This is a genomic window from Knoellia sp. AC549 (assembly GCF_979258975.1).
The window spans coordinates 1,567,582-1,589,829 of the sequence record NZ_OZ409890.1 but is presented as its reverse complement, the minus strand read 5'-3'; the positions used below and the strand labels follow the sequence as shown (position 1 = coordinate 1,589,829).

General features: G+C 69.7%; 15 protein-coding genes. 8 read left to right on the top strand and 7 right to left on the bottom strand.

Annotated features, from left to right (window positions below; translation table 11 throughout):
• Window positions 1-17: 17 nt before the first annotated feature.
• Together ACZZ98_RS07615 and ACZZ98_RS07610 are read left to right on the top strand one after the other, a co-directional pair.
• Window positions 18-1,673, top strand: coding sequence for an alkaline phosphatase D family protein (locus ACZZ98_RS07615; RefSeq protein ID WP_463515667.1), 1,656 nt, complete (start codon window positions 18-20; stop codon window positions 1,671-1,673).
• 34 nt (window positions 1,674-1,707) lie between these two features.
• On the top strand, window positions 1,708-2,046 hold the full coding sequence (locus tag ACZZ98_RS07610) for a rhodanese-like domain-containing protein (protein ID WP_463515666.1): 339 nt from the start codon (window positions 1,708-1,710) through the stop codon (window positions 2,044-2,046).
• 86 nt (window positions 2,047-2,132) lie between these two features.
• Here the strand turns inward: ACZZ98_RS07610 and ACZZ98_RS07605 are convergent, their stop codons facing one another.
• Together ACZZ98_RS07605 and ACZZ98_RS07600 are read right to left on the bottom strand one after the other, a co-directional pair.
• Window positions 2,133-3,584 (bottom strand): M20/M25/M40 family metallo-hydrolase, encoded by a 1,452-nt coding sequence (locus ACZZ98_RS07605; RefSeq protein ID WP_463515665.1) that lies wholly within the window; start codon window positions 3,582-3,584, stop codon window positions 2,133-2,135.
• Window positions 3,585-3,841: 257 nt separating this feature from the next.
• Window positions 3,842-4,726, bottom strand: coding sequence for a hypothetical protein (locus tag ACZZ98_RS07600; protein ID WP_463515664.1), 885 nt, complete (start codon window positions 4,724-4,726; stop codon window positions 3,842-3,844).
• 476 nt (window positions 4,727-5,202) lie between these two features.
• Here ACZZ98_RS07600 and ACZZ98_RS07595 point away from each other — a divergent pair, with 476 nt between their 5' ends.
• Both ACZZ98_RS07595 and ACZZ98_RS07590 read left to right on the top strand, forming a co-directional pair.
• Entirely contained in the window at window positions 5,203-6,054 is an 852-nt protein-coding gene (locus tag ACZZ98_RS07595; protein ID WP_463515663.1) for a peptidase inhibitor family I36 protein, read from the top strand.
• A 130-nt stretch (window positions 6,055-6,184) separates the two neighbouring features.
• The gene (locus tag ACZZ98_RS07590; protein WP_463515662.1) at window positions 6,185-7,402 is read left to right on the top strand and encodes an ATP-binding protein; all 1,218 of its coding nucleotides are present in this window, start codon (window positions 6,185-6,187) and stop codon (window positions 7,400-7,402) included.
• Between the two features lie 73 nt (window positions 7,403-7,475).
• On the opposite strand, the gene ACZZ98_RS07585 is transcribed toward ACZZ98_RS07590, so the two are convergent.
• Window positions 7,476-12,167 carry a GH92 family glycosyl hydrolase gene (locus tag ACZZ98_RS07585; RefSeq protein WP_463517744.1) on the bottom strand — a complete coding sequence of 1,564 codons (4,692 nt, stop codon included), beginning with the start codon at window positions 12,165-12,167 and terminating at the stop codon, window positions 7,476-7,478.
• Between the two features lie 145 nt (window positions 12,168-12,312).
• Complete coding sequence (locus ACZZ98_RS07580; RefSeq protein WP_463515661.1) at window positions 12,313-12,933, bottom strand: hypothetical protein; 621 nt, start codon at window positions 12,931-12,933, stop codon at window positions 12,313-12,315.
• Between the two features lie 29 nt (window positions 12,934-12,962).
• Here ACZZ98_RS07580 and ACZZ98_RS07575 point away from each other — a divergent pair, with 29 nt between their 5' ends.
• The 3 genes from ACZZ98_RS07575 to ACZZ98_RS07565 all read left to right on the top strand — a co-directional run bounded on the left by ACZZ98_RS07575 (window position 12,963) and on the right by ACZZ98_RS07565 (window position 17,437).
• Window positions 12,963-13,202: a hypothetical protein gene (locus ACZZ98_RS07575; protein ID WP_463515660.1), complete on the top strand. Its 240-nt coding sequence runs from the start codon at window positions 12,963-12,965 to the stop codon at window positions 13,200-13,202.
• A 417-nt stretch (window positions 13,203-13,619) separates the two neighbouring features.
• Window positions 13,620-16,094, top strand: a complete 2,475-nt coding sequence (locus tag ACZZ98_RS07570) for a zinc dependent phospholipase C family protein (protein ID WP_463515659.1) — start codon at window positions 13,620-13,622, stop codon at window positions 16,092-16,094.
• A gap of 2 nt (window positions 16,095-16,096) precedes the next feature.
• Window positions 16,097-17,437, top strand: coding sequence for a hypothetical protein (locus ACZZ98_RS07565; protein WP_463515658.1), 1,341 nt, complete (start codon window positions 16,097-16,099; stop codon window positions 17,435-17,437).
• On the opposite strand, the gene ACZZ98_RS07560 is transcribed toward ACZZ98_RS07565, so the two are convergent.
• On the bottom strand, window positions 17,413-18,390 hold the full coding sequence (locus ACZZ98_RS07560) for a DMT family transporter (RefSeq protein ID WP_463515657.1): 978 nt from the start codon (window positions 18,388-18,390) through the stop codon (window positions 17,413-17,415). The two genes, ACZZ98_RS07565 and ACZZ98_RS07560, sit on opposite strands and share 25 nt — an antisense overlap.
• Window positions 18,391-18,612: 222 nt before the next feature.
• Here ACZZ98_RS07560 and ACZZ98_RS07555 point away from each other — a divergent pair, with 222 nt between their 5' ends.
• Entirely contained in the window at window positions 18,613-19,791 is a 1,179-nt protein-coding gene (locus ACZZ98_RS07555; RefSeq protein WP_463515656.1) for a zinc-dependent alcohol dehydrogenase, read from the top strand.
• On the opposite strand, the gene ACZZ98_RS07550 is transcribed toward ACZZ98_RS07555, so the two are convergent.
• Both ACZZ98_RS07550 and ACZZ98_RS07545 read right to left on the bottom strand, forming a co-directional pair.
• Window positions 19,781-20,710: a PhzF family phenazine biosynthesis protein gene (locus ACZZ98_RS07550; protein ID WP_463515655.1), complete on the bottom strand. Its 930-nt coding sequence runs from the start codon at window positions 20,708-20,710 to the stop codon at window positions 19,781-19,783. The genes ACZZ98_RS07555 and ACZZ98_RS07550 overlap by 11 nt on opposite strands.
• A 55-nt stretch (window positions 20,711-20,765) precedes the next feature.
• Window positions 20,766-22,196, bottom strand: coding sequence for an FAD-dependent monooxygenase (locus ACZZ98_RS07545; protein ID WP_463515654.1), 1,431 nt, complete (start codon window positions 22,194-22,196; stop codon window positions 20,766-20,768).
• Between the last annotated feature and the right edge of the window lie 52 nt (window positions 22,197-22,248).

Genomic DNA, 22,248 nt, shown 5'->3' with positions numbered 1-22,248 from the left:
CCGGGAGGGTGGGCGGCATGGACACCACTCGTCGCACTGCCCTCCGCGCCGGCCTCGTCGTCGGCTCGACCGCCCTCGTCCCCGGCGCCATCCTGCTCGACCAGCGGCCGAGCGCCGCCGCCGTCATCCCGCGCTCGGACCCGTTCACGCTCGGCGTCGCGAGCGGCGACCCGGAGCCCGACGGCTTCGTCATCTGGACCCGCCTGGCCCTGGAGCCGCTTGCCGCGGACGGACTGGGAGGTATGCCGTCCTCGACCTACCGCCTGAACTGGCAGGTGGCGACGGACGAGGGTTTCACCGACGTCGTGCGAGCCGGGTCGACCACGGCCTCACCCGCCTGGGGGCACTCGGTCCATGTCGAGGTCGCCGGGCTGAGGCCGGGCCGGGAGTACTGGTACCGGTTCCGGCTCGGGCCCCACCTCTCCCGCTCGGGACGTGCCCTCACCACACCGGCGCTCGGGAGCTCGCCGTCCCCGCTCGAGATGGCGTTCGTCTCGTGCTCGAACCTGCCCGCCGGCCACTTCACGGCCTACCGGCGGATGGCGGAGGAGCGTCCAGACATCGTCCTGCACCTCGGCGACTACCAGTACGAGGGCGCGGGCACCGGCATCGGCCGCCAGCACGCCGGCCCGGAGACCAAGACCCTCGCCGGCTACCGGCAGCGGCACGCCCAGTACAAGACCGACCTCGACCTGCAGGAGGCGCACGCCGTCGCGCCGTGGCTCGTCGTGTGGGACGACCACGAGGTCGACAACAACTACGCCGACGACCTCGCGGACCGCCCCGTCGAGCAACCCGGCTTCCTCGACCGGCGCGCCGCGGCATACCGGGCGTACTACGAGAACATGCCGCTCCGCCGCCGGTCGGTGCCCGCAGGCCCGGACCTCGACCTCTACCGTCGCAGCGGCTGGGGTGACCTGGCGACGTTCCACATGCTCGACACCCGGCAGTACCGGTCCAACCAGGCGTGCGGCGACGGCTACAAGAACTGCCCCGAGGCTGATGACCCGACGCGCTCCCTGCCCGGGTTCGAGCAGGAGAAGTGGCTGCTCGACGGCTTCCGCGACTCCCGCGCCCGCTGGGACATCATGGGCCAGCAGGTGTTCTTCGGCCGCCGCGACAACAACCCGGACCCGGCGACCACCACCGTGGGGATGGACGCCTGGGACGGCTACCGCGCCTCGCGCCAGCGGATCACGCAGGGCTGGGTCGATGCCGAGGTCCGCAACCCGGTCGTCCTCACCGGCGACGTGCACGCGCACTGGGCCAGCGACCTCTACCTCGACTACGACGAGGCGGCGAGCACCGAACCGGTCGGCTCCGAGCTCATCACGTCGTCGATCACCTCGGGTGGCGACGGCTACGACGAACCCGACGGGACGCACCCCTGGGCCGAGTGGAACCCCAACCTGCGCTTCTGGACGAACCTGCGCGGCTACGTCTCGACGACGATCACCCCGACCGAGATGACGGCCCGCTTCCGCTGCGTGGACAGGGTCACGACCCCCGGCGCCGAGGCGTTCACCCGTGCCACGTTCGTCCTCGAGGACGGGGTGCGCGGACTCCAGGAGGTGCAGGCAGCCCCGGTGCCGCAGCTGCGCTCGAGCCGGACCGTCCGCACCGACGAGCAGAAGATCGCCGACACCATCGCCTCCGAGACCCACAGCGGCTGATGAGCGGCCCCTGGGTCTGGGTTAGCGTCATGGCATGAGCGACTTCTCCCAGATCCAGGTGGCCGACCTCGCTGACGACGCGGTGCTCCTCGACATCCGCGAGCAGGACGAGTGGGACCGCGGCCACGCGCCCGGTGCCCTGCACATCCCGATGAGCGAGCTGCCCGCCCGGGTCGACGAGCTCGCGCCGTTCCTCGAGCGCGAGGAGGCCGTCATCGTCACCTGCCGCAGCGGAGGCCGGGTCACCCGGGTCCTGCCGTGGCTGGAGCAGCAGGGCTACGACGTCGCGAACCTCGACGGTGGCATGCGGGCGTGGCACGCCGCGGGCAAACCCCTCGAGACCGCCGACGGCAGGGACCCGCAGGTGCCCTGACGCTGCCGGACCAACTTTGCGTATGCCGTGGGGCACCGTTCTCGTGAACGGTGCCCCACGGCATACCCAGGTGTTGAGGGCGTCGCTCAGGCGCGGAAGCGCGCGAACACCTCGTACATGAAGTCCGTCCCCGTGGCGAGGGCCTCGACGAAGATGCGCTCGTCGTTGCCGTGCATGCCGATGAGCTGGTCGTTGTCGATGACGTAGGGGTAGACGCCGTAGCCGGGGATGCCCTTCTCGCGCCACGGCCCCAGGCTCGTGCCCGCCTCGAAGAGTGCCGGAGTGAAGACGGCCCCGGGGTAGGTCTTGACGGAAGCCTGCGAGATCCCCTGGTACAAGGCCGTGTTCACGTCAGCTGGCGGAGTGGCCCACCGCTTGTCGAGGGCAGCGAGGGTCTGCTCCTCGGTCTCGCCGGCCGCTCCCGCAACCGTCACCTCGATGTCACGCTCGTCCATGAGCGAGCGGATGCTTGCGAGGAAGTCGCGCGGCTTCTGCCCGCCGGGGATCCCGCGGCAGTTGACCCGCACGTGCGCCTCGGACGGGATGACGTTCTCCTTGTAGCCAGCGTCCTCGATGACGAACGCCATCGTCGTCCGCAGCAGGGCGGCATGCAGGTAGGGGTAGTCGGAGAGCTTGACGACGAGGGCCGCCGCACGCTCGAGGGAGCGCTGGCTGCGTGCCTTGAGCATGAGACGTAGGGCGCTCGCGAGCTTGCGGTCGTCGGTGGCGCGGGCGAGGGCCTCGAAGTAGGCCCGGGTCACCGCGGTGAGGTGCACGGGCGCCTTGAAGTCGCCCAGGTCGGCGACGGCGCGCGACAGGCCGACGATCGCCGAGTCCGGCATCGGCTTGCTCGAGTGGGTCGCCGTGCCGCGGGCCCGCAGGTCGAGGTTGAAGTAGACCTTGTCCTGGCGGGTCACCGTGATGAGCATCGGCGTGGTCCTGTCGGACTGGGCGAGGAACCAGCCGCCCTCCGTGAGGACCATGCCGCAGTCGACCTTGTCCCAGTGGTTCTGGGTGAGCCAGCCAGAGCCGTAGCTGCCCGCCTCCTCGTCGCAGTCGGTGAGGACGATGATGTCGCGGTCGAACTCGGCTCCCTCCGAGAGGTGCCGCAGCAGGGCGGCGATGGAGGCGGCGTTCGCGCCCTTCATGTCGAGGGCTCCGCGGCCATAGACCTCACCGTCCTTGACGGTCCCGGCGAAGGGGTCGACGCTCCAGTTCTCGCGCTCGACCGGGACGACGTCGGAGTGGCCGAGCAGGAGCAGCGGCTTCTGCGTCGAGCCGGCCCTGGCGGGGATCCGGGCGATGAGGTGGACGTTGTCGGGCTGTGGCGTGGGGATGATCTCGGCCGGCACGCCGGCGTCCTCCCACACGGACTTGAGCCACTCGGAGTGGGGGCGGGTCTTGCCGCCCTCGCCGAAGTTCTGGGTGTCGAAGCTGATCATCTTCTTGAGCAGGCTCAGCGGGTCGACCGGGCCTGCGGCGCTCGCGGCTCGCGCGGCACCGGGCGTGGCTCCGGCTCGCAGCTTCGCCCCCCGCATGGGTGGCGAAGGCCGCGAGGCCGGCGGCCCCTCCGACACCGGCGACGAACGCTCGGCGGTTGAGCTGCGCTCCAGAGCGCTCCGGACGTTGCTGCTGGACCATGGAAATCTCTCCGATCAGACGGCGTTGTGCTGACCGGTTCGACGTTGCGCGGTTACGCCCAGGTAGTCACCCAAGGCAGGGTCAGCGTCGCCGAGCGGGCCGTCCCGGGAGCCTCACCGGTCGGTTCGCCGCGACGATCGGTCGGGTCCCGTGGTCACTGGGTCAGGGGCTGGATGGCGCTCGTGATGCGCACGTGCTCCGGAGAGAGCCAGGGGCGCACGATCTCGAGGATCTGTGTCCGTGTGGTCGCGTCGACGAAGGTGGCCTCGACGTCGAGCGTGCCGTCCGGGCCACCACCGATGGTGTGCAGGTCGAGGTCCTGGGACTTCTCGCTCAGAGCCTCCTGCGCTGCCCGGACGTCGGCCTGGATCGGCAGGTTGCGCTGCTCGACGCACAGCCCGCCCTTCCAGACCCTGCGGATCTCGCTGTGGGCGACGGCAGCATCTCCGGTCACGAGAACGTTGAAGAGGGACGACCCGTCCGACACCCACGAGCTGACATAGCCGTCGAGGGTGGGCAGAAGGGCGGTGAGCGCATTGGTGTCCGTTTGAGGGTCGCTCCTACTGCCACCACCGGCGAACGGGTCGTCACAGAGCTGCGGGAAGTCGACCGGAGCAGAGGGTTGACTCATCCCCGATGGTGGATCCTGCTGGAGCGGCCGGGTGAGGGTGAACGTGCCCAGTTTCCCGTCGCGGGGAGCGAAGCGTCCGATCGCCCACACCTCGCCGGAACTCCAGATGCGACCGTTGGCACGCTCGGCTCCCACGGCGTGCCAGTCGACCTCCCCGACGATCTCGGGTCCGCCGCATTGCGGGGGGTGTATGGCGAGCATCGGGCCGATGCAGAGCTGGACGGAACCCGCACTGCCTGCCTGCATAAGCATGCCGCGCGCGACGACCTCGCGGCTGAGGTCCACCACGGGGCTGCCCGACGCCGACCCCGTCGACGAGGAGCTCGGAGAGGACGTCGCGCCCGGAGGACTGCTCTGTGCCGTGCCGCACCCGGACAGTGTCGTCACGGCACCGACCATCAGAACCATCGTGACAAGTCCTCGTCGCATGTGCCTTGGACGCGGCACGGCGAGTGCCGGTTCCCAGCAGAACCACAGCAAAAATCGCAATCACTTCCGCAATCACATACCGCAGGGTATGTTTTGCGAGCACGCCAACGCGTGCATCGGATCGCCGATGGTCCCCAGTGGCCGTCGGCGCTCACATGACTTCTGGCGGGCCCACGGCGACGACGCGCCTGTGGGCCACGACTGGAGGGGCGGCCGGGACGGTGCGCCGAGTGCCTGCGGGCACCGGCGCACCACCTGGTTGCAACAACCAACGCTCGCTCAGCGGCGCGAGGCCGGAGCCTCAGCGCGCACCCCCTTGGTTCGGCAGCGAGCCCCCCGAGAAGGCGCAGCGCAACCGCAGCGGTTTCGCAGCGGCATACCGGACTCTCTGAACAGCGGGCAGACGCCCGGGACCGGCGAGCTCCCCTGTCTCGCCCTGATGAAGGAGAGCCTTGGTGAAAAGGATCGCGTATGCCGGTCTCGTCGGATCGCTGCTCAGCGCGGCCGTGCTGACCGCGACCGCAACCTCTGCGCAGGCCGCTGCGCGTGACGGTGTCTGTCAGGCGGGCGAGTTCTGCCTCTACTACAACAGCGGCCAGCTCGGGTCGGTCTCGGACTTCGCGGGGTCGATCGACGACTACGGCGCCTCTCAGCCGGAGTGCTACGACTTCAAGGGTGCCGGTGCCGGCCAGGGCCTGTGCGTCAAGAACGCGGCCGCCTCGGTGTGGAACCGTACGTCGGGCAACGTCACGGTCTTCTTCAACAGCGGCTACGGCGGGGCGAGCCAGAGCGTCGGCAGTGGCGTCAAGGCCAACCTCAACGCCACCCTGAAGAACCAGAACGCCTCGCACCGCTTCGGTGGGTCGGCCGGCAGCAGCTATGGCGCTCCGGGCACCAACCCCCACCCCGAGGCGATCACCCGGGCGCCCAGCGCGACCGCGCGCACACAGTTCGTCGACAACGAGATCGCCCGCCTCACGGGCGAGACCCAGTGCTTCGTCGGTGACTACCGCTCCTACCAGGACTCGACGTCGAACCACAACACCGGGAACGCGCTCGACTGCACGATCTCCAGCGCCATCGGCACCTACCCGAACGCCACCCAGAAGGCCCAGGGCTGGAAGCTCGCCGAGTGGGTCAAGCAGTACGCCGTCCGCCTCCAGGTCCGCTACGTCATCTGGGACGGGAAGATCTGGAGCGTCGGCCGGGCCTCCGAGGGCTGGCGAACCTACACCGGTGGCTCCGGCGTGACCGGTGGTCACTACGACCACGTGCACGTGTCGATCCAGAACCGCTACGGCGACTGACGGGTCGGTCACCACGCCGTGTGCCGTGCGCTCTCCCTGGGGTGCACGGCACACGGCGTTCGGGCGACACGGCATACCGGCTTATTCGGATGTATGCCGTCCGCCCTAGACATACGGATACGGTGCCATCGTGGACCCGATCAGGAACCCCTATGCCCCTGGCGCCGGCCAGCGCCCGCCCGAGCTCGCCGGCCGTGACGAGCAGCTCGACGCCTTCGAGGTCGTGCTCGAACGCATCTCGCGTGGCCGGCCGGAGCGCTCCATCGTCCTGACCGGGCTGCGAGGCGTCGGCAAGACCGTTTTGCTCAATGCGTTGCGGTCAGCCGCTGTTCGCGCGAAGTGGGGGACGGGCAAGCTCGAGGCGCGGCCGGACCAGTCGTTGCGGCGGCCGCTGTCCTCGGCGCTGCACCAGGCCGTCCGGGAGCTGGGTCACTCCAACGACGACGAGGTGCAGCACGTCCTCGGGGTGATCAAGGCGTTCGCGCAACGTGACGCACCGGCTGGCGCGAAGCTGCGTGAGCGGTGGAACCCGGGCATCGACGCCCCGGCCGCGTCAGGCCGGGCCGACTCGGGTGACATCGAGATCGACCTCGTCGAGCTGCTCACCGATGTGGGCGGGTTGGCGTCCGACACCGGTCGCGGCATCGCGGTCTTCATCGACGAGATGCAGGATCTCGGACCCGATGACGTGTCGGCGCTCTGCGCGGCCTGCCACGAGATCTCCCAGTCGGGGCTGCCGGTCATCGTCGTCGGGGCCGGGCTGCCGCACCTCCCAGCGGTGCTGTCGGCGTCGAAGTCCTACTCGGAGAGGCTGTTCCGCTACTCACGGATCGATCGGCTCCCGCGCGCGGCGGCCGATGCGGCGCTCGTCGTGCCCGCCGAGGAGGAGGGTGCGGCCTACGAGTCGGCGGCTCTCGATGCCATGTATGCCGCGACCGGCGGCTATCCCTACTTCATCCAGGCCTATGGCAAGGCGGCGTGGGACCGGGCGCCTCGCTCGCCCGTGACCGTCGACGACGTGCGGGTGGCTGCGCCGGAGGCGGAGTCGGAGCTGGCGGTGGGCTTCTTCGGGTCACGGTTCGAGCGGGCGACGCCGGGGGAGCGGGAGTACCTGCGCGCCATGGCCGACGTGGCGGTGGCGATCGCGGACGGCGGGGCCGAGGAGCTCGACGAGATCGAGTCCGTGCCGACCTCGGACGTGGCGACCCATCTGGGTCGCAAGCCCCAGTCCTTGTCGCCGGCGCGCGATGCCCTGCTCAAGAAGGGGCTCATCTACTCGGGGGAGCGGGGTCGCATCGCGTTCACCGTGCCGCACTTCGGCCGCTACCTGCGCGAGCAGACCGCCTGAGACAGGAGTCCGCGACCTCCCCACCCTTGATCGGAGGGTGGAGAGGCCGCGGTAGACCGTGCCAGGTGGCCGGTCAGTCCTTCGGCACCGCCGCGATCAGCGCACTCAGTGCGCTCGCCTGGGTCCGCCAGTCGAACACGTTCGGGTGCGCGACGCTGTCGGCACCCGCCCAGCGCTGCCCGAGACGACCCTCGCCGTCACGGTCCTTGGTCCACACGCTCGTCGCCTGGCGGTCGACGAACGCCTGGTAGCGAGGGTCCTTCACCGTGTCGTTGAGGTCCATGAAGTAGCGCATGAACACGCCCTTGAACTGCTTGGCGTTGTCGTCGCAGCTCGCGTCGACGGCGTCGCACTTCTCGGTCAGCACGCCGTCGGTGACCAGGGCCGGCGAGGTGATCGCCGCGTCGGCCAGCCGACGGGAGGTCGCGAGCACCTGGGCGTCGCCGGTCGCCCGCCAGAGCTCGAGTCCCGCACCGATGAAGAGACCCTGGTTGTAGCTCCACACGGTGCCGCCGTTGTTGGCGCAGGCCCCGGTGAGACCGTCGTTGACGAGGCCGTCCGCGTTGACCATCCCGCTTCCCATCAACCACTTCCAACCCGCCTGCGACCGTTCGAGCCACACGGTGTCACCCGCGATGCGGTTGTGCAGCTCGGCCGTGAGCCGCACGTACAGCCCTGTGGTGACCGCGTTCTTGTAGGTCTTCTCCGCGTCCCACCACACGCCACCGCCACACGTCGTGTCCCAGTAGCCCTGGACGAAGTCCCCGATGGTCACGGCCATGTCCAGGTACTTCTTGTCCTTCGTCAGGTCGTACGCCTCCAGCCAGGTCGACGCCCACCATTCCGAGTCGTCGATGGCCCGGGAGGTGAAGTTCCCCAGCAACGGGTCACCTGACAGCTCTCCCGCCGGGAACACGCCCTTGTTCCTCTCGAACGTCCTGTCCATCTCATCGAGGTACTGCCGGTCTCCGGTGCGCTTCATGTAGTCCCCGACGGTCTCCAGGGCGACCGCTGAGTTCCACCAGCTCGACGGGAACCACGCCTTCACCGGGTCGTAGGACTCCATCAGCACGCCCACGGCGTCCTTGGTGCGGGTGACCGACGCGGGGGTGACGAGCAGGGTGTCGATCAGCGGGAGCAGGATGCCCTTCGCCTTCTCACTCACCTTGTTGGCCCGTGCGCCGGCGACGGCCGATCGCAGCGCCGTGAGCTGCGTGCGCAGCTCGACCGCATGGCTTCCGGCCTCGGCCTGTTGGGCCTTGGTCACGATGGCGAGCAGCTCGGCCGCGGTCCCCTTCTGGATGTCACCGCTCCGCTGCAGCGCGGCCACCTGCTCGCGCAGCTGCGGGAGGCCCGTGGCCGGGCTCATCCACTGTGACAGCACCAGGAGGATCGCGTCACGCGCGGCGGGCTCGATCCGGTTGGAGGGGGACTCGACGAGGATCGCCCGGACCTTCTCCAGCGCGGCCATCACCGCAGCCGTGTCGTTCGCCGCCTCGGCCTGCGCGGCCTGGGTGAGCAGTGCGGTCAGGTCCTGAGCGGTGCTGGGGTTGAGCCCGCCACCCTTGCGTGCCCGGTCGACGGCCGACTGGAGCTCCGCGACCTGCGGTGCCCGCGCCAGCAGCTGCACCTCAGCAAGTGAGGTGGAGGCCGTGCCACGGCTCGCGGTGACCGACAGCCGGTAGTGGCGGTAGATCCCGGGGGTGGCAACCGCGAAGGGCTTGGTCTGCAGGCGCCACGAGAACTTCTCGTTCGTGCGCCTGTCCAGCGGGGTCCAGGTCGTGCCGTTCTGGGACCCCTCGAGGACCCAGCTGCTCGGCTCGTCCTCGGTGGCCGGGGAGGTGAGCGTGTAGCTCGTGACCCGTGCGGTCGTTCCGCCCAGCCCGAAGCTCACCTTCGGAGACGTGCCCGCGAACGTGACCCTCGTGCCGGAGGTGTCGTCGAACAGGGAGGCCCCGTCCTTGCCCGTCTCGCTGCTGCGGGACGTGCCCTTGCCCGGTCCGGTCACGTCCGTGAGCGGGGAGGGGACCCGGGTGCCCTCGGTGATGGAGGGCGGCGCGTCGTTCGGACCGGTGCCCCACGCCGACGGCGTCGCGCCCATGTCGAACTCGATGGTCCCGCCGGCGACGATCTGGTCGTGGGAGAACCAGGTCCGCGACTGCGCCACTCCGTTGACGCGCACGCCCTGGACGTAGACGTTGGAAGCGCTGTTCTTCGGCGCGCTGATCACGAGGGACTTGCCGCCCTCGAGGTGCACCGTCGCCTTCGTGAACTGTGGGGAGCCGATGGCGTAGGTCGGTGAGCCCATCTGCAGCGGATAGAAGCCGAGTGAGCTGAAGACCTGCCACGCCGAGAGCTCGCCGTTGTCCTCGTCGCCCGGGTAGCCCTGGCCGATCTCGCTCCCTGTGAAGCTGCGGGCGAGTGCCTCGCGGATGGCGGCCGCCCCCTTCGAGGGCTCACCGGCGTAGTTGTACATGTAGGGGATGTGGTGCGACAGCTGGTTGGACAGGCCCCACTGACCCTGGCGCACGTCCCGTGCCTCGAGCATCTCGTGGATGGGGCGGCCGTAGGAGCCGGGCAGCTCGGCGGTCTCCGGGGTGGCGAAGAACTCGTCGAGCTTGTCACCCAGGGCGGACCTCCCACCGAGCAGGTTGGCCAGACCCTTGCCGTCCTGCGGGGCGTGGAAGGCGAAGTTCCATCCGTTGGACTCGGTGAACTCATAGCCCCAGACCTTCGGGTCGAAGTCCGCGGAGGACTGGCGCCAGGCGCCGGTCTCGGTGCGGCCCTGGAAGAAGCCGACCTTGGGGTTGAAGAGCCTGACGTAGTCCTGGGCCCGGCTGAGGAAGTAGTCGTAGTTCTGCTTGTACTCCGCGTGACGCGGGTCGCTCGCATCGGTGCTGTCGTAGAGCTTCTTCGACAGGTTGGCGATCCCGTAGTCGTTGACGTAGCCCTCGAGCGACCAGGACGCGCTCTCGTGCACCGAGGTCGGTGTGTATCCGAGGAAGAGGCCCCGGTCCGCACCCTTGCGGCCGACGTTCTCGTTCGGCGGCGCCACCTCCGCATTCTTGAGCGCCGCGTCATACATCGTCTGCACGTCGATGCCCGGCACATCCTTGAGGTAGGCGTCGGCGAACGCCACGTCCGAGCTGGTGCCCGTCATGCTGTTCGCGTAGCCGGGAGCGGACCAGCGCGAGACCCACCCGGAGTCCTTGTACTGCTGGAGGAAGCCGTTGACCATCTCTCCGGCCTGGGTGGGATAGAGCATCGAGTAGGCAGGCCAGGTCGTGCGATAGGTGTCCCAGAAGCCGTTGTTGACGTAGACCTTGCCGTCGGTGACGCGGGCGCCCGTGGTGGTGGGGGTGGTCGCACCGGGTGACGGGTCGGTGGAGACAGAGGACTGCACCGCGTGCTTGAGGACAGGAGCGGCGGCGGTGCCGACGTTCTCGTGGCCGGAGTTCGGGTAGACGCTCAGCCGGTAGAGGTTCGAGTAGAGGGTGGTCCGCTGGTCAGGGGTGGCGCCCTCCACGTCGATGACGCCGAGCTTCTCGTCCCACATGGTCTGGGCCCGATCCCGCACGTCCTCGAAGCTGTCGGTCGGGGCGATCTCGAGCGCGAGGTTCTTCTTCGCCTGCTCGAGGCTGATCAGTGAGGTGGCGATCCGCATCGTCACGGTTCGGTCGGCTCCCGCGTCGAAGCGCAGGAAGCCGGTGACGTCGCCCCCGCCCCCTCCGTCGAGCTTGCCGCTGTCCGTGACCGCGGCGTCGAAGGTCGCGTGGACGAACATCCGCGTCATGCCCAGGGAGTTGTCGCCACTGCCGACATCGGTGTAGCCGGAGATCGACCGGTCGGCGGGGTTGAGGGTGAGTCCACCGGCGTCGTTGATGTTGTCCAGCACCAGGCTCGTCTGGTCACCGGGGTAGGTGAACCGCATCAACGCGGCGTGGTCGGTCGGCGTGATCTCCGCCTTCAGGCCGTTGTCGAAGGTGACGCCGTAGTAGTGCGGCTTGGCGACCTCGTTGTCGTGGCTGAAGGTCAGCGCGCGAGCAGCCCGTCCGGCTGCGGGGACGCCGGCCTTGGCGGACGGCATGACCTGGAAGGTCTGGCGGTCACCCATCCACGGACTGGGCTGGTGGCTCAGGGCGAGCGCCTGCAGCTGCGGGCGGTTCTGTGCGTTGTTGCCCTTGGCGTAGTCGTACAACCAGCGCGTGGTGCCGGCGTTCGTCACGGGAGTCCAGAAGTTGAACCCGTGCGGGACCGTGGTCGCGGGGATCGTGTTGCCCCGGGAGAAGCGGTCGCTCGAGTTGGTGCCACGGGTGGTGATGACGTGGTCCGAGGGTCGGGTCGACGTGGTGGCCGCCTTCTTCGCAGCGCCCACCGAGATGTCGTCGATCCAGCCGCCGAAGTCGGCGGGTCCCTCGGGCTTGTCGTAGGCCACCACGATGCGGTCGATCGTCTTGCCCTCGGCGACGGCGCCGATGGAGGAGACCACGGAGTTCCACTGGTTCGCGTAGAGGACCTTGGCGGCGCCCTGTCCCTGCGGGCTGAGCTCCCTGCCGTGCTGGTCACGCGCCTGCAGGTTGCTGAGGTGCGTCCCGTCGGTGAAGGCGAGGTCCACGGCCGCGTGCGTGCTCGGGTAGCTCAGGTCACCACCGGTGAGCTCGGGGAAGATCTTGTAGGCGAGCTCTGTCGTCGCGGTGACCGGGAGGTCGACGTCGAGCACCTTGTTGTAGGAGTATCCGCGTCCCTCAGCCGTGTGGGCGCCCATGTAGTGCAGGGCAGCCGTGCCGGTGAACCCGACGTTCGGCCGGGAGTTGTAGGCGTCGCCGGGGCCCGAACCCACGGTGGTCGTCATGTCCGTGGGCGGGATCGCCTTGGTCGACAGCAGCCACTCGGCGAGCTGCGTGCCGTCGTCACCGGCGTTCGCCGTGATGTTCAGGCGATAGAACCGGTATGCCGTGGTGTTGGTGAAGGAGTACTGCCGGGTCTGGAAGCGGTTGGGGAAGCCCTGGTTGGCCCGGGTGTCCAGAGGCGTCCAGCTGGTGCCGTTCGTGGAGCCCTGCAGCGCCCAGTCGCGCGGGTCGCGCCCGGGGGCGTCGTTGGCAGCTTCCCAGTGCATAGGCGACGACAGCCGCCGGTGCAGCGAGCTCGTAGGTCACCCAGTTGCTGCGACCTCCGGCGAGCCACTTGGTGCCGACGTCGCCGTCGGCCAGCTTGGCCGCGGTCTCGTTCGGCGCGTTCTCCCGGCTGGCCGTGACCTTCACGACCTGGTCGGTGACGTTGCCGGGGAAGTCGACGGCGCCGGGGACCAGCTTCTGCACCGACGGGGCGGAGACGACGGCGTTGATCGTGCCGCGGGTACGCGTGCGGATCTGGAACTGCGGTGTCCCGCCCCGGCTGCCGGGGGTCGTGAGGTCGACGGTCAGCGTCTGGGGCGTGTCGGTCAGCGTGACGGCCTCGCCGCCGACGTCGCTCGACCCGCTGTAGACGTTGAGGAAGAGCTTCTCCGGCGCCCTGCAGGGTGACCTGGGCACGATAGGTCGTCCCGAGCGCGAGCCCGGGCATGGGCACCTGGATCCAGGTCTCGCCCTGTGACTGCATCGACCACCGGACCGCTGGCTCTCCGGCGGTGGTGGTGGTCGAGGCGATCGTGCCCGGGACGGACCCGACGCCGTTCTGGAAGGGACCCTCCCAGCCGAGCTGGTCGGTGGGGGCCGCGAGCAGGTCGGGGCCGGTGACCGTGCTGGGGCCGCGACCCAGGATGGAGGCGCCGGTGACGCCGGCCGCTCGCGGTCTGCCCTGAGCGTCGAGGTCCGGGGTGTCGACCCAGCTCGCCTGCGGGTCCCCCTCCTCGAAGGAGGTCGCGAAGGCCGGAGCGGCGAAGCTGCCGACTGCGGCACGTGGCTCGGACGCGGCCGCGGCCGCTGGTGCGCCCGGTGCTGCCGGTGTCGCCGACGCTGCCGCGGAGGGCAGGACCGGGCCGAAGGCAGTGGCGGCAAGGACGATGATGCTGAGCGAGCGGGTCACGGTGCGCATCTGGCTGTTCCTTCATGGGGCGACGACGATGTCTCGCCCGAGAGTCGTGGCGCCAGCCGGACCGCGTCAACCGGAGACGCGGGTACTGTCCGATCCCCTCGCACCATCGGACAGTACGAAGGCACGGCACCGGCCGAGGACGCCTGCGGACATCTTCGGCGTCGACGTATCTGGCAGCCGTCCCATGACTCCTTCCTCACGAGAACCCGTCGGTTTCGTCGCACTGGAGGTCGTCATGCCCGGTTGGTACGTCCACTTGGAAGCTGCCCACGGCTCGGCGGACCGACTGCGGACGGGGGCGGTGCCCGCGGGCTTCCCCATCTCCGTCGGCGACGCCCAGGCGATCGGCGAGCACTGCCACACCTGGCGCAACTACCTCGAGCTCGGCGCGCTCGGACCCGACCTCTTCTACCTGCTGCCCGACTTCAAGAACACGACGGGCCAGGTCATCCGCCAGGTCGTCCAGTGGGCGCTCGACGTGTGGGAGGTCCTCGACGCCGAGTTCATCGCCAAGTGGGAGAAGTGGATCGACCCCATCTCGACGAACACCTCCCAGCTCGCCTCCCAGCTCACCGGTGGTCTCTCGAACCAGCTCGCCCAGGTCCTCGACGAGGTCATCTCGTCGATCCTGTCCGCGTTCAAGGGCCTGCTCGCCGAGATGGGCGACTGGTTCGGAGTGCTCACCTCCGGTGTGCCACAGGCGTTCGGGGACGACGCGTTCTACTGGTCAGACATGTTCCACTACCGGCGGACCTACCAGTTCCCGTTCGTCCTCTTCCAGCAGGCGCAGCAGGCACTGAACAACGCGGGCACCGATGCCGAGCGGCAGGACGCCGAGGCGAGGATCGCGTTCGCCGTCGGCTGGATGTCGCACTGCGCGACCGACGTCACCGGGCACGCCTTCACCAACGCCAAGTCCGGTGGCCCCTACCGCGACCACTGGCAGCGCCACCACCTCGTCGAGAACCACATGGACTCCGAGAACTACGGCGCGCGGAACCCGGGGCCGCTCTACGGGGAGTACGGCACCTCCGCGCTCCACTTCCGCCTCGCTTTTCGCCACCGTGACGACGCGCCCTACAACGGTCGTGACGACGCACCGGCATACGACTACTGGAGCGGTTTCCCGGCATACGACAACGACGACGGACCGACCGCGACGTCACACCGGCGCAGCTTCTTCGACCTCGAGACCGGGCCGTTGCCGAGCCATCTCGTCGGAGGCCTCCTCGACGCGATGTCGTCGGTCTACGGGTCCGAGGGGCCGCACATCCTGCTCCAGGACCCGCAGTTCTCGGAGACCGATCCGGCGACCGGCGACCCCGACGGCCGTCCGAACGAGGACGCGATGGCCCAGATGTGGGAGATCGTCTACCGCTACCTCAAGATGACGAGCTCGGACGCCATCAGCCTCCGGCTCCCGCCACCTCCGACCGTCTTCACCGACCACTCCTTCCCGACCCCGCCCGGCGGTGGGGGTTCCGGCATCGACGACGACCCGGGCCGCGGCGCCGACGTGGACGACGACGACTCGTTCACGCTGCTCGACCTGCTCCTGGCGTTCTTCGCGTGGATCGTCTACATCGCGCAGGTGGTGGTGTGGCTGGTCACGGTCCTGCCCGGGCTCATCGTCGACGTCACGACCTTCCCGGCTCGCGTCGTCATCTACTGGGCGGTCATCGTGCCGCTGTGGAACACCTACCTGCTGGCTCGCCGCGCACTCGTCATGTCCGGTTTTGCGATGCCGAAGCCGGCAGAGATCAACACGGGACTGACGACGCTCGGCAACGAGGGGACCTACGACATCGCTTCCGCTCTGGACAACCCGTTGGGTATGCCGTCCGCCCCCCGACCGGTCACCGAACCTTCCGGGCGACTCACCGCGGCGCACCCGCGCGGGCTGGACCGCGCCTACCCCCGCGGCATCGTCCGCGACCTGCCCAGCGCCATCAGCCGGCCGGACATCACCGGAGCCCTCGGGCTCACGAGTCCGCTGCGCTACCGCGCCGATGCCCCGGGCGACGAGTTCAAGGCGTCGGAGTGGATCGCCCCCTGGCGCTACCCGCTGACCAACCAGTCCGGTGACGGCGTCGCCCAGGAGGGCGCGGAGACCCACGTCGGCCCCTACGTCGTCGGCTCCGACTCGACCATCCTGCTGTCCGCCCTCCTCGGTGACGACGGCGCGCGCGCATCGTTGGAGAAGGCGGCGTCACCGGCCGAGACCCTGGCCGCCCTCGACACCCACCTGCCCTCGGACGAGCACCTCGGCGGGCCGGTCGACTACGGGCTCTACCTCGTCGGTCGGATGGTGGCCAAGTCCGGGCAGTCGCAGTTCGACGTCCCCGACTTCAACCTCGACGCCGACCGCGGCTACGCCTGGCACTGCTGGGACTGGGACCGGGGGAAGGAGACCTGCCGCCCCGACATCAACCAGGAGTTCGGCGAGGACTACTCCTACCCGCAGCCGTGCACCTCGCCGCAGGGCTTCCATGCGGACCACGACCTGCCCTCGCAGCCCGGCCTCTGGTACGTCGAGTCCCAGGACCTGGCGGTCCACTACCTGCCCGGTGACGGTCCCCCGACCTGCCTGGAGCAGCACGACCACGACCCCGTCACCGATCCACGGTGGCGAGACCAGCTCCGGGAAGGGAGGGGATGACCATGTCGCGCAGGACGACGCGAGACCACGACGACGAGCACCCGGTCCTCACGCCCAAGGAGGACGAGGCCCAGCGTGGCACCGACCCGCCCGGCTCGTTTGGGCACGTCGACGCTCCGGACGGTGAGCTCGACCCGGACTGGAAGCCGGGTCACGCGGGCGACGACGCCGAGTCCGTGATCAAGGAGATCGGCGGAGAGCACCGACCGCGCCGCGAGGACGTCTACCCCTACCTCCTCATCCGGGCCTTCAGCCCCGGTGACCGTGGCGCGAGGCCGACCTGGCCGCCACGACCGTGCTGGGAGTCACCGGACATCGCCCTCATCGACGCGAGCTGGACCGGCCCCTACGACCCCAGCCAGCTCGTCGCGAGCCCGACCTCCGGCAACAGCTACCGGGTCTTCGTCCGCATCTGGAACCTCGGCCTCCTCCCGGCGATGGGCGTCCACGTCCGCGCCTGGGCGGTCAACCCCGGCTTCTTCGGCGGGGACCCGAGCAACCCGGCATACCAGCCGGTGCTCATCGGCGGAGCCATGGTGCATCTCGAGGACCGCACGCGACCAGGAGCCGTGGCCGTCGTCGAGCTCGACCACACCTGGGACATCCCCTCCGACCTCACCGGTCACGAGTGCCTCATGGCGAGCGTGCGCTGCCCCCTCGACGAGTGGAACGGCGTCCTGGACGCCAACAACGACCGCCACGTCGGGCAGCGCAACCTCACGATCCTCGCCGGAGCGCAGAGCGCGAAGGAGATGCTCTTCACCCTCGGCGCGGCCGTGACCAGGTCCGGCACGTTGGAGCTCGTCCACGGTGGCGCTGCCGTCGTCCCGCTCCTGCGCGGCGTCCTCGGCACGACCAGGTCCGAGTTCGGGTCGGCAGCTCGCCTGCGCGCCCCGAACCCGAAGTCCCTCCGCCTGGGCGTGGACATCGGCACCGGCCGGCATCTGCTCACGATGTTCGCGGTTGAGGGCGGGTGGCTGGTCGCCGACAGTGCGCGGGTGTGGACGCTTGCCATCGAGCACGGCCTGGTCCGGGACCGTGGCCGCCACCGCGTCGGCGGCGACGGCGACGGACATCCTTTCGCCGAAGCGAACGGCAGTCGCCGACTCATCGAGGAGCTCGGGCCCGACTACTACGGCGAGATCGGCGTCGTCGTGGACGGTGACCCCGGCAGCGCCCTGCTCGAGGGCCTGCTCCACCTCTGGGACCTCCAGAGCCTCGATGCCGTCGACCTCGCCCGGGCCATCGCGGGCGACAAGCCGGGCGCCCACCTGCTCCGGTTCGCCCACACCGACACCGAGATCGAGGAGGTCGGTGGCTACTCGCTCACGGTCATCGGCTGAGCGCGGCGGCTGACGCGGGTGAGGAGGACCCCGACGATGGCGAGCCCACCGCCGACGAAGGTGAGCGCCGGCGGCACCTCTGCCAGGAGGGCCCACGCGATCAGGGTCGCGATGAACGGCACGAGGAAGGTCGTCAGGGTCACCTTGCCGGCGTCGCCTCGTGACAGCACGTAGGCCCAGGTCGTGAAGGCGATGGCGGTCGGGAAGATCCCGAGGTAGGCGATCCACCACAGCGTGCTGGCGTCGGCCACCGTGACCACGTCGACGAGATCGCCGGCCCACGGCAGGCAGACCACCGTCCCGATGACGCACGCGATCCACGTCACCTCGGGACCCGGCATACGGCCGAGCAGTGGTTTTTGCGCCAGCACACCGATCGCATAGGTGACGGCCGCCAGCACCGCCAACCACACGCCCACCGTGTCGCCCGAACCGTCGCCAGAGAATCCGCGGGCGATGATCGCCACCCCCAGGAAGCCGACGACCATGCCGGCGATCAGCCACCGGGTCAGGCGCTCGCCGAGGAAGACCGTCGCCAGCAACGCCACGATCAGCGGGCCGATCTGGACGATCAGGGCCGTGGTGCCCGCGTCGATCCGGCGCTCGGCCTCGTTGAGGGCGAGGTTGTAGATGCCGAACCAGCCGATCCCGCAGACCACGAGGAGCCACCAGTCGCGGCCCCTGGGCCAGGTCGGCCGACGTCGAAAGACCAGGAACGACAGGGCAGCTGAGGCCACGAGCAGGCGTCCGAGCGAGAGTGCACCGGCGGGCACGTCCCGGCCGAGGTGGCGGATGGCCACGAAGGCCGACGCCCAGAGGACGAGGGTGACGCTCATCGCGACCAGCACCCGCCAGTCCAGCCCTCCCGCACCGTGGCCCGGATGCGTGGTGTCGACGGTGCTCCCCGCCGACTCGTGAGGAGCGGATGCGGCGCCGTCGGAGAGGGTTGTCACTCGCTCAACGGTAGGCGGGTGGGGTGACACTCTTCGAGCGGATTCCGGCCAGATGGAGTCGAGTTGCCGCCAGGAGGAACGGCCTGCCGCCGCGAGATGGCAGCGGCACACCCCAAGGGGGGTGGTCGGCGCTCGTCGAGCGGCTTAGCGTGAAGGGGTTCCCCTGACGCAAGGGGTGGCAAGAACCATGAGCCCGCCTGACGACACGGAAGGACCATCGACATGAGAGCACTCACCTGGCACGGCCCGGAGGACGTCCGCGTCGAGGAGGTCCCCGACCCGCGCATCGAGCAGCCCAACGACGCCATCATCAAGGTGACCTCCACGGCCATCTGCGGTTCCGACCTCCACCTCTACGGACCGCTCGGCCCCTTCCTCTCGGTCGGCGACGTGCTCGGGCACGAGACGATGGGCGTCGTCGAGGAGGTCGGCCCCGACGTCACCCACATCCGCGCGGGCGACCGCGTGGTCATCCCCTTCAACATCTCCTGTGGTCACTGCTGGATGTGCACCCGTGGCTTCATGGCGCAGTGCGAGACGACCCAGGTCCGCTCGCAGGACAAGGGCGCCGCGCTCTTCGGCTACACCGAGCTCTACGGCTCGGTCCCCGGCGGCCAGGCGGAGTACCTTCGGGTGCCGCAGGCGCAGTTCGGGCCCATCCCGGTGCCGGAAGGCGTCAGCGACGAGCGCTTCCTCTATCTCTCGGACATCCTTCCGACGGCCTGGCAGGGCGTGGAGTTCGCCGCGGTGCCGGAGGGTGGCAGCCTCGCGGTCTTCGGGCTCGGTCCGGTGGGACTGCTCGCGGTCGCCATAGGAGCCCATCGTGGGCTGCAGGTCGTGGCCGTCGACAACGTGCCGGAGAGGATGGCCAAGGCTGAGCAGTACGGCGCGACCGTCATCAGCAGCTCCGAGGACGACGTGCCCGCCGCGATCCACGAGCTCACCGACGGCCGCGGTGTCGACGGTGCCCTCGACGCGGTCGGCATGGAGGCCCACGGGAGCCCGGCCGCCGCCGCCGCCATCAAGGCAGTGGGCCTCATCCCCGACAAGATGGCCAAGCCCCTGATGAAGAAGGCGGGCATCGACCGGCTGGCGGCCCTGCACAACGCCATCCGCGCGACCCGTCGCGGTGGCACCGTGTCGATCAGCGGTGTCTACGGCGGGATGGCCGACCCGATGCCGATGATGGAGCTCTTCGACAAGGGACTCACGCTCGCGATGGGTCAGTGCCACGTCAAGCGGTGGATCGACGACATCGTCCCCGTCGTCCTGGAGGACGGCGACCCACTCGGACTCGAGACGCTCGCAACGCACCGGCTGCCTCTCGACGATGCGCCGGCGGCATACGAGACCTTCCAGAAGAAGGAGGACGGCTGCATCAAGGTCGTGCTCAAGCCCTGACCGGCGTTGCGCTCGCGGAACGGCTCGGCGGCTGGACGACGACAGTGCCGTCGGCGACGATCAGGCCGGCCCCGCTGATGCGGACGTCCGCGCCGTCGACGGTGATGAGGATGCGACTGGGGCGGCCCAGCGCGTGTCCTTGTTCGATGACCGCCGGTGCACCCGATGCCACTCGCCCCTCGGCCACCAGCTTGGCGACGAGCGGGCCGGCGGCGGTGCCGGTCGCCGGGTCCTCCACGATGCCCATCGTGGGATTGAAGAAGCGGGCGTATGCCGCGGCGTCACCGTCGACCGTATCGAGGCTGTAGACGTAGCACCCCTCTCCTGCAACGGTTCTGAGCACTGACGCCAACCGGCGTGGGTCGGGTCGGGCACGATCCACCCTCTCGCGGTCGACGATCGGCACCATCAGGTGTCCCGCCCCGGTCGAGACCACCTGCGCGGGGTCGTCGGTCAGGTCGCCTGGCAGGAGTCCGAGGGCGTCGACGAGGGCGTCGCGGTCGCTCAGGACCGAGCCGAACTCCGGTGCCGACTGCCGGACCGTGACCGTGGCCGGGTCGGCTCCACCGCGGGAGACCTCGGTGCTGAAGAGGTCCGTTCCAACCTGCACGACGAACTCCGTGAGATCCGCGGCCAGGCGACGATCGACCAGCCACAGGCAGGCAGCGAGGACGTTGTGCCCGGCGCCACCCACCTCCGCGCCGACGGGGGTGAACGAGCGGAGCTGCCAGTGCGCGCGGTCGTCGTCGGCGGCCACCACGAACACCGTCTCGGACTGGTTGAACTCCCGTGCCAAGGACTGCATGTGCTCCAGGCTCAGTCCGTCGGCATCAGGGACGACCGCGGCCGGGTTGCCGGTCAGGGGTCGGGACGCAAAGACGTCGACCAGAGAGAACGCGACGGAGTGGACTGCGGGCATGCGGGTCTCCTGGAGGTTGCTCGGGTCGAGGCATGAAGAGCTGACCGTCCGAGGTTCAGCCTGCAGCGGCACCGAACCAACGCACAAGTGCCTCGCGGAGATCCTGCTGGCTGTCCCCCACCCAGACGACGTGCCCGTCGGGACGCAGCAGCAACGCCGAAGCCTCGAGCTCGTCGCTCAGCTCTGCCACGAGGTCGACCCGATCAGCCCAACCCTCGAGTGACAGCGTGCCCGTCTGGTCCACCAGCACGCCGCGGCCGCTGTGCAGCAACGGATACAATCTCCTGCCGCTGGCGAAGGTGACGTCGCGCTGCCGGCGACCGAGCAGGTCCGAGCCCTCACCCACGGCATACCGGACTCCCAGAGAGGTGACCTTCCCGAGGAGGTGGGCGTGCACGCCAGGGAGCTCCATCACGTCCGCGAGGAGCGTCCTGACGGCCCGCGGTCCGGGCTCGGGCGACTGCAGCTCGGCCTGCGCCCGGGTCACGGTGAGGACCTCCTGCCCCACCGGGTGCCGCTCGGACTCGTAGGTGTCGAGCAGACCCTCTGGCGCAGTGCCGCGGACCGTCGCCGCGAGCTTCCAGCCGAGGTTGAACGCGTCCTGCAGGCCGAGGTTCAGGCCCTGCCCGCCCTGTGGCGGATGCACGTGCGCGGCATCGCCGGCGAGGAGCACCCGCCCGACGCGGTAGTGCTCGGCGAGCCGCGTCGCGTCACCGAAGCGCGACAGCCACCTCGGCGAGTGGACACCGAAATCCGTTGCGGCGTATGCCGTGAGCTGCGTCCGCAGGTCCTCGAGCGTGGGCGGCGGGGCGCCCTCGTCCGCGACGTCCGCCGCGGGGACGACGATGCGATAGACGCCGTCCCCGACCGGCCCGGCTCCGAAACCGCGATGCGTCTGGTGGACCCGCTGGACAACGGCCATGACCTCGTCGAGCGGAGCTGTCAGCTCGGCCTCGCCAAGGATCCACTGGCGGCGCGCGGGCTCCCCGGGGAAGGGGATGTCGAGCAGTCGCCGCACTGCACTCCGGCCCCCGTCGCAGCCGACGACCCAGTGCGCGTGCAGGATCGTGCCGTCGGAGAGCCCGACGTCGGCGCCTGAGTCGTCCTGGCTCACGCCGGTGACCTCGACACCGCGGTGGATGGGGATGCCGAGCTCGGCGGCACGCGTGCGCAGGGCCTCCTCGACCAGCGGCTGCGGGATCGCCAGCGTGTAGGGGTGGGTGGTGTCCAGCTCGACCGGCTGGCTCGCCCGGATCCCGGCGAAGAAGCCGTCGGTCGGGTGGGTCGTCCCCAAGGGCAGCAGGCCCTCCGACAGGCCGCGCATCTCGAGGATCTCGATGCTGCGGGCATGCAGGCCCATGGAGCGGACCATCGGGTTGGGCTCGAGGTCCCTGTCGAGGACGACGACGTCCACCTCGTGCAGCCTGAGCTCGTTCGCCAGCATCACCCCGGTCGGCCCGGCCCCCACCACGATCACGTCATGCATGCGTCTCCCCGTCCCATGAAGTGGTTGCGTGCCAACGACTTTCGCGCAGCAC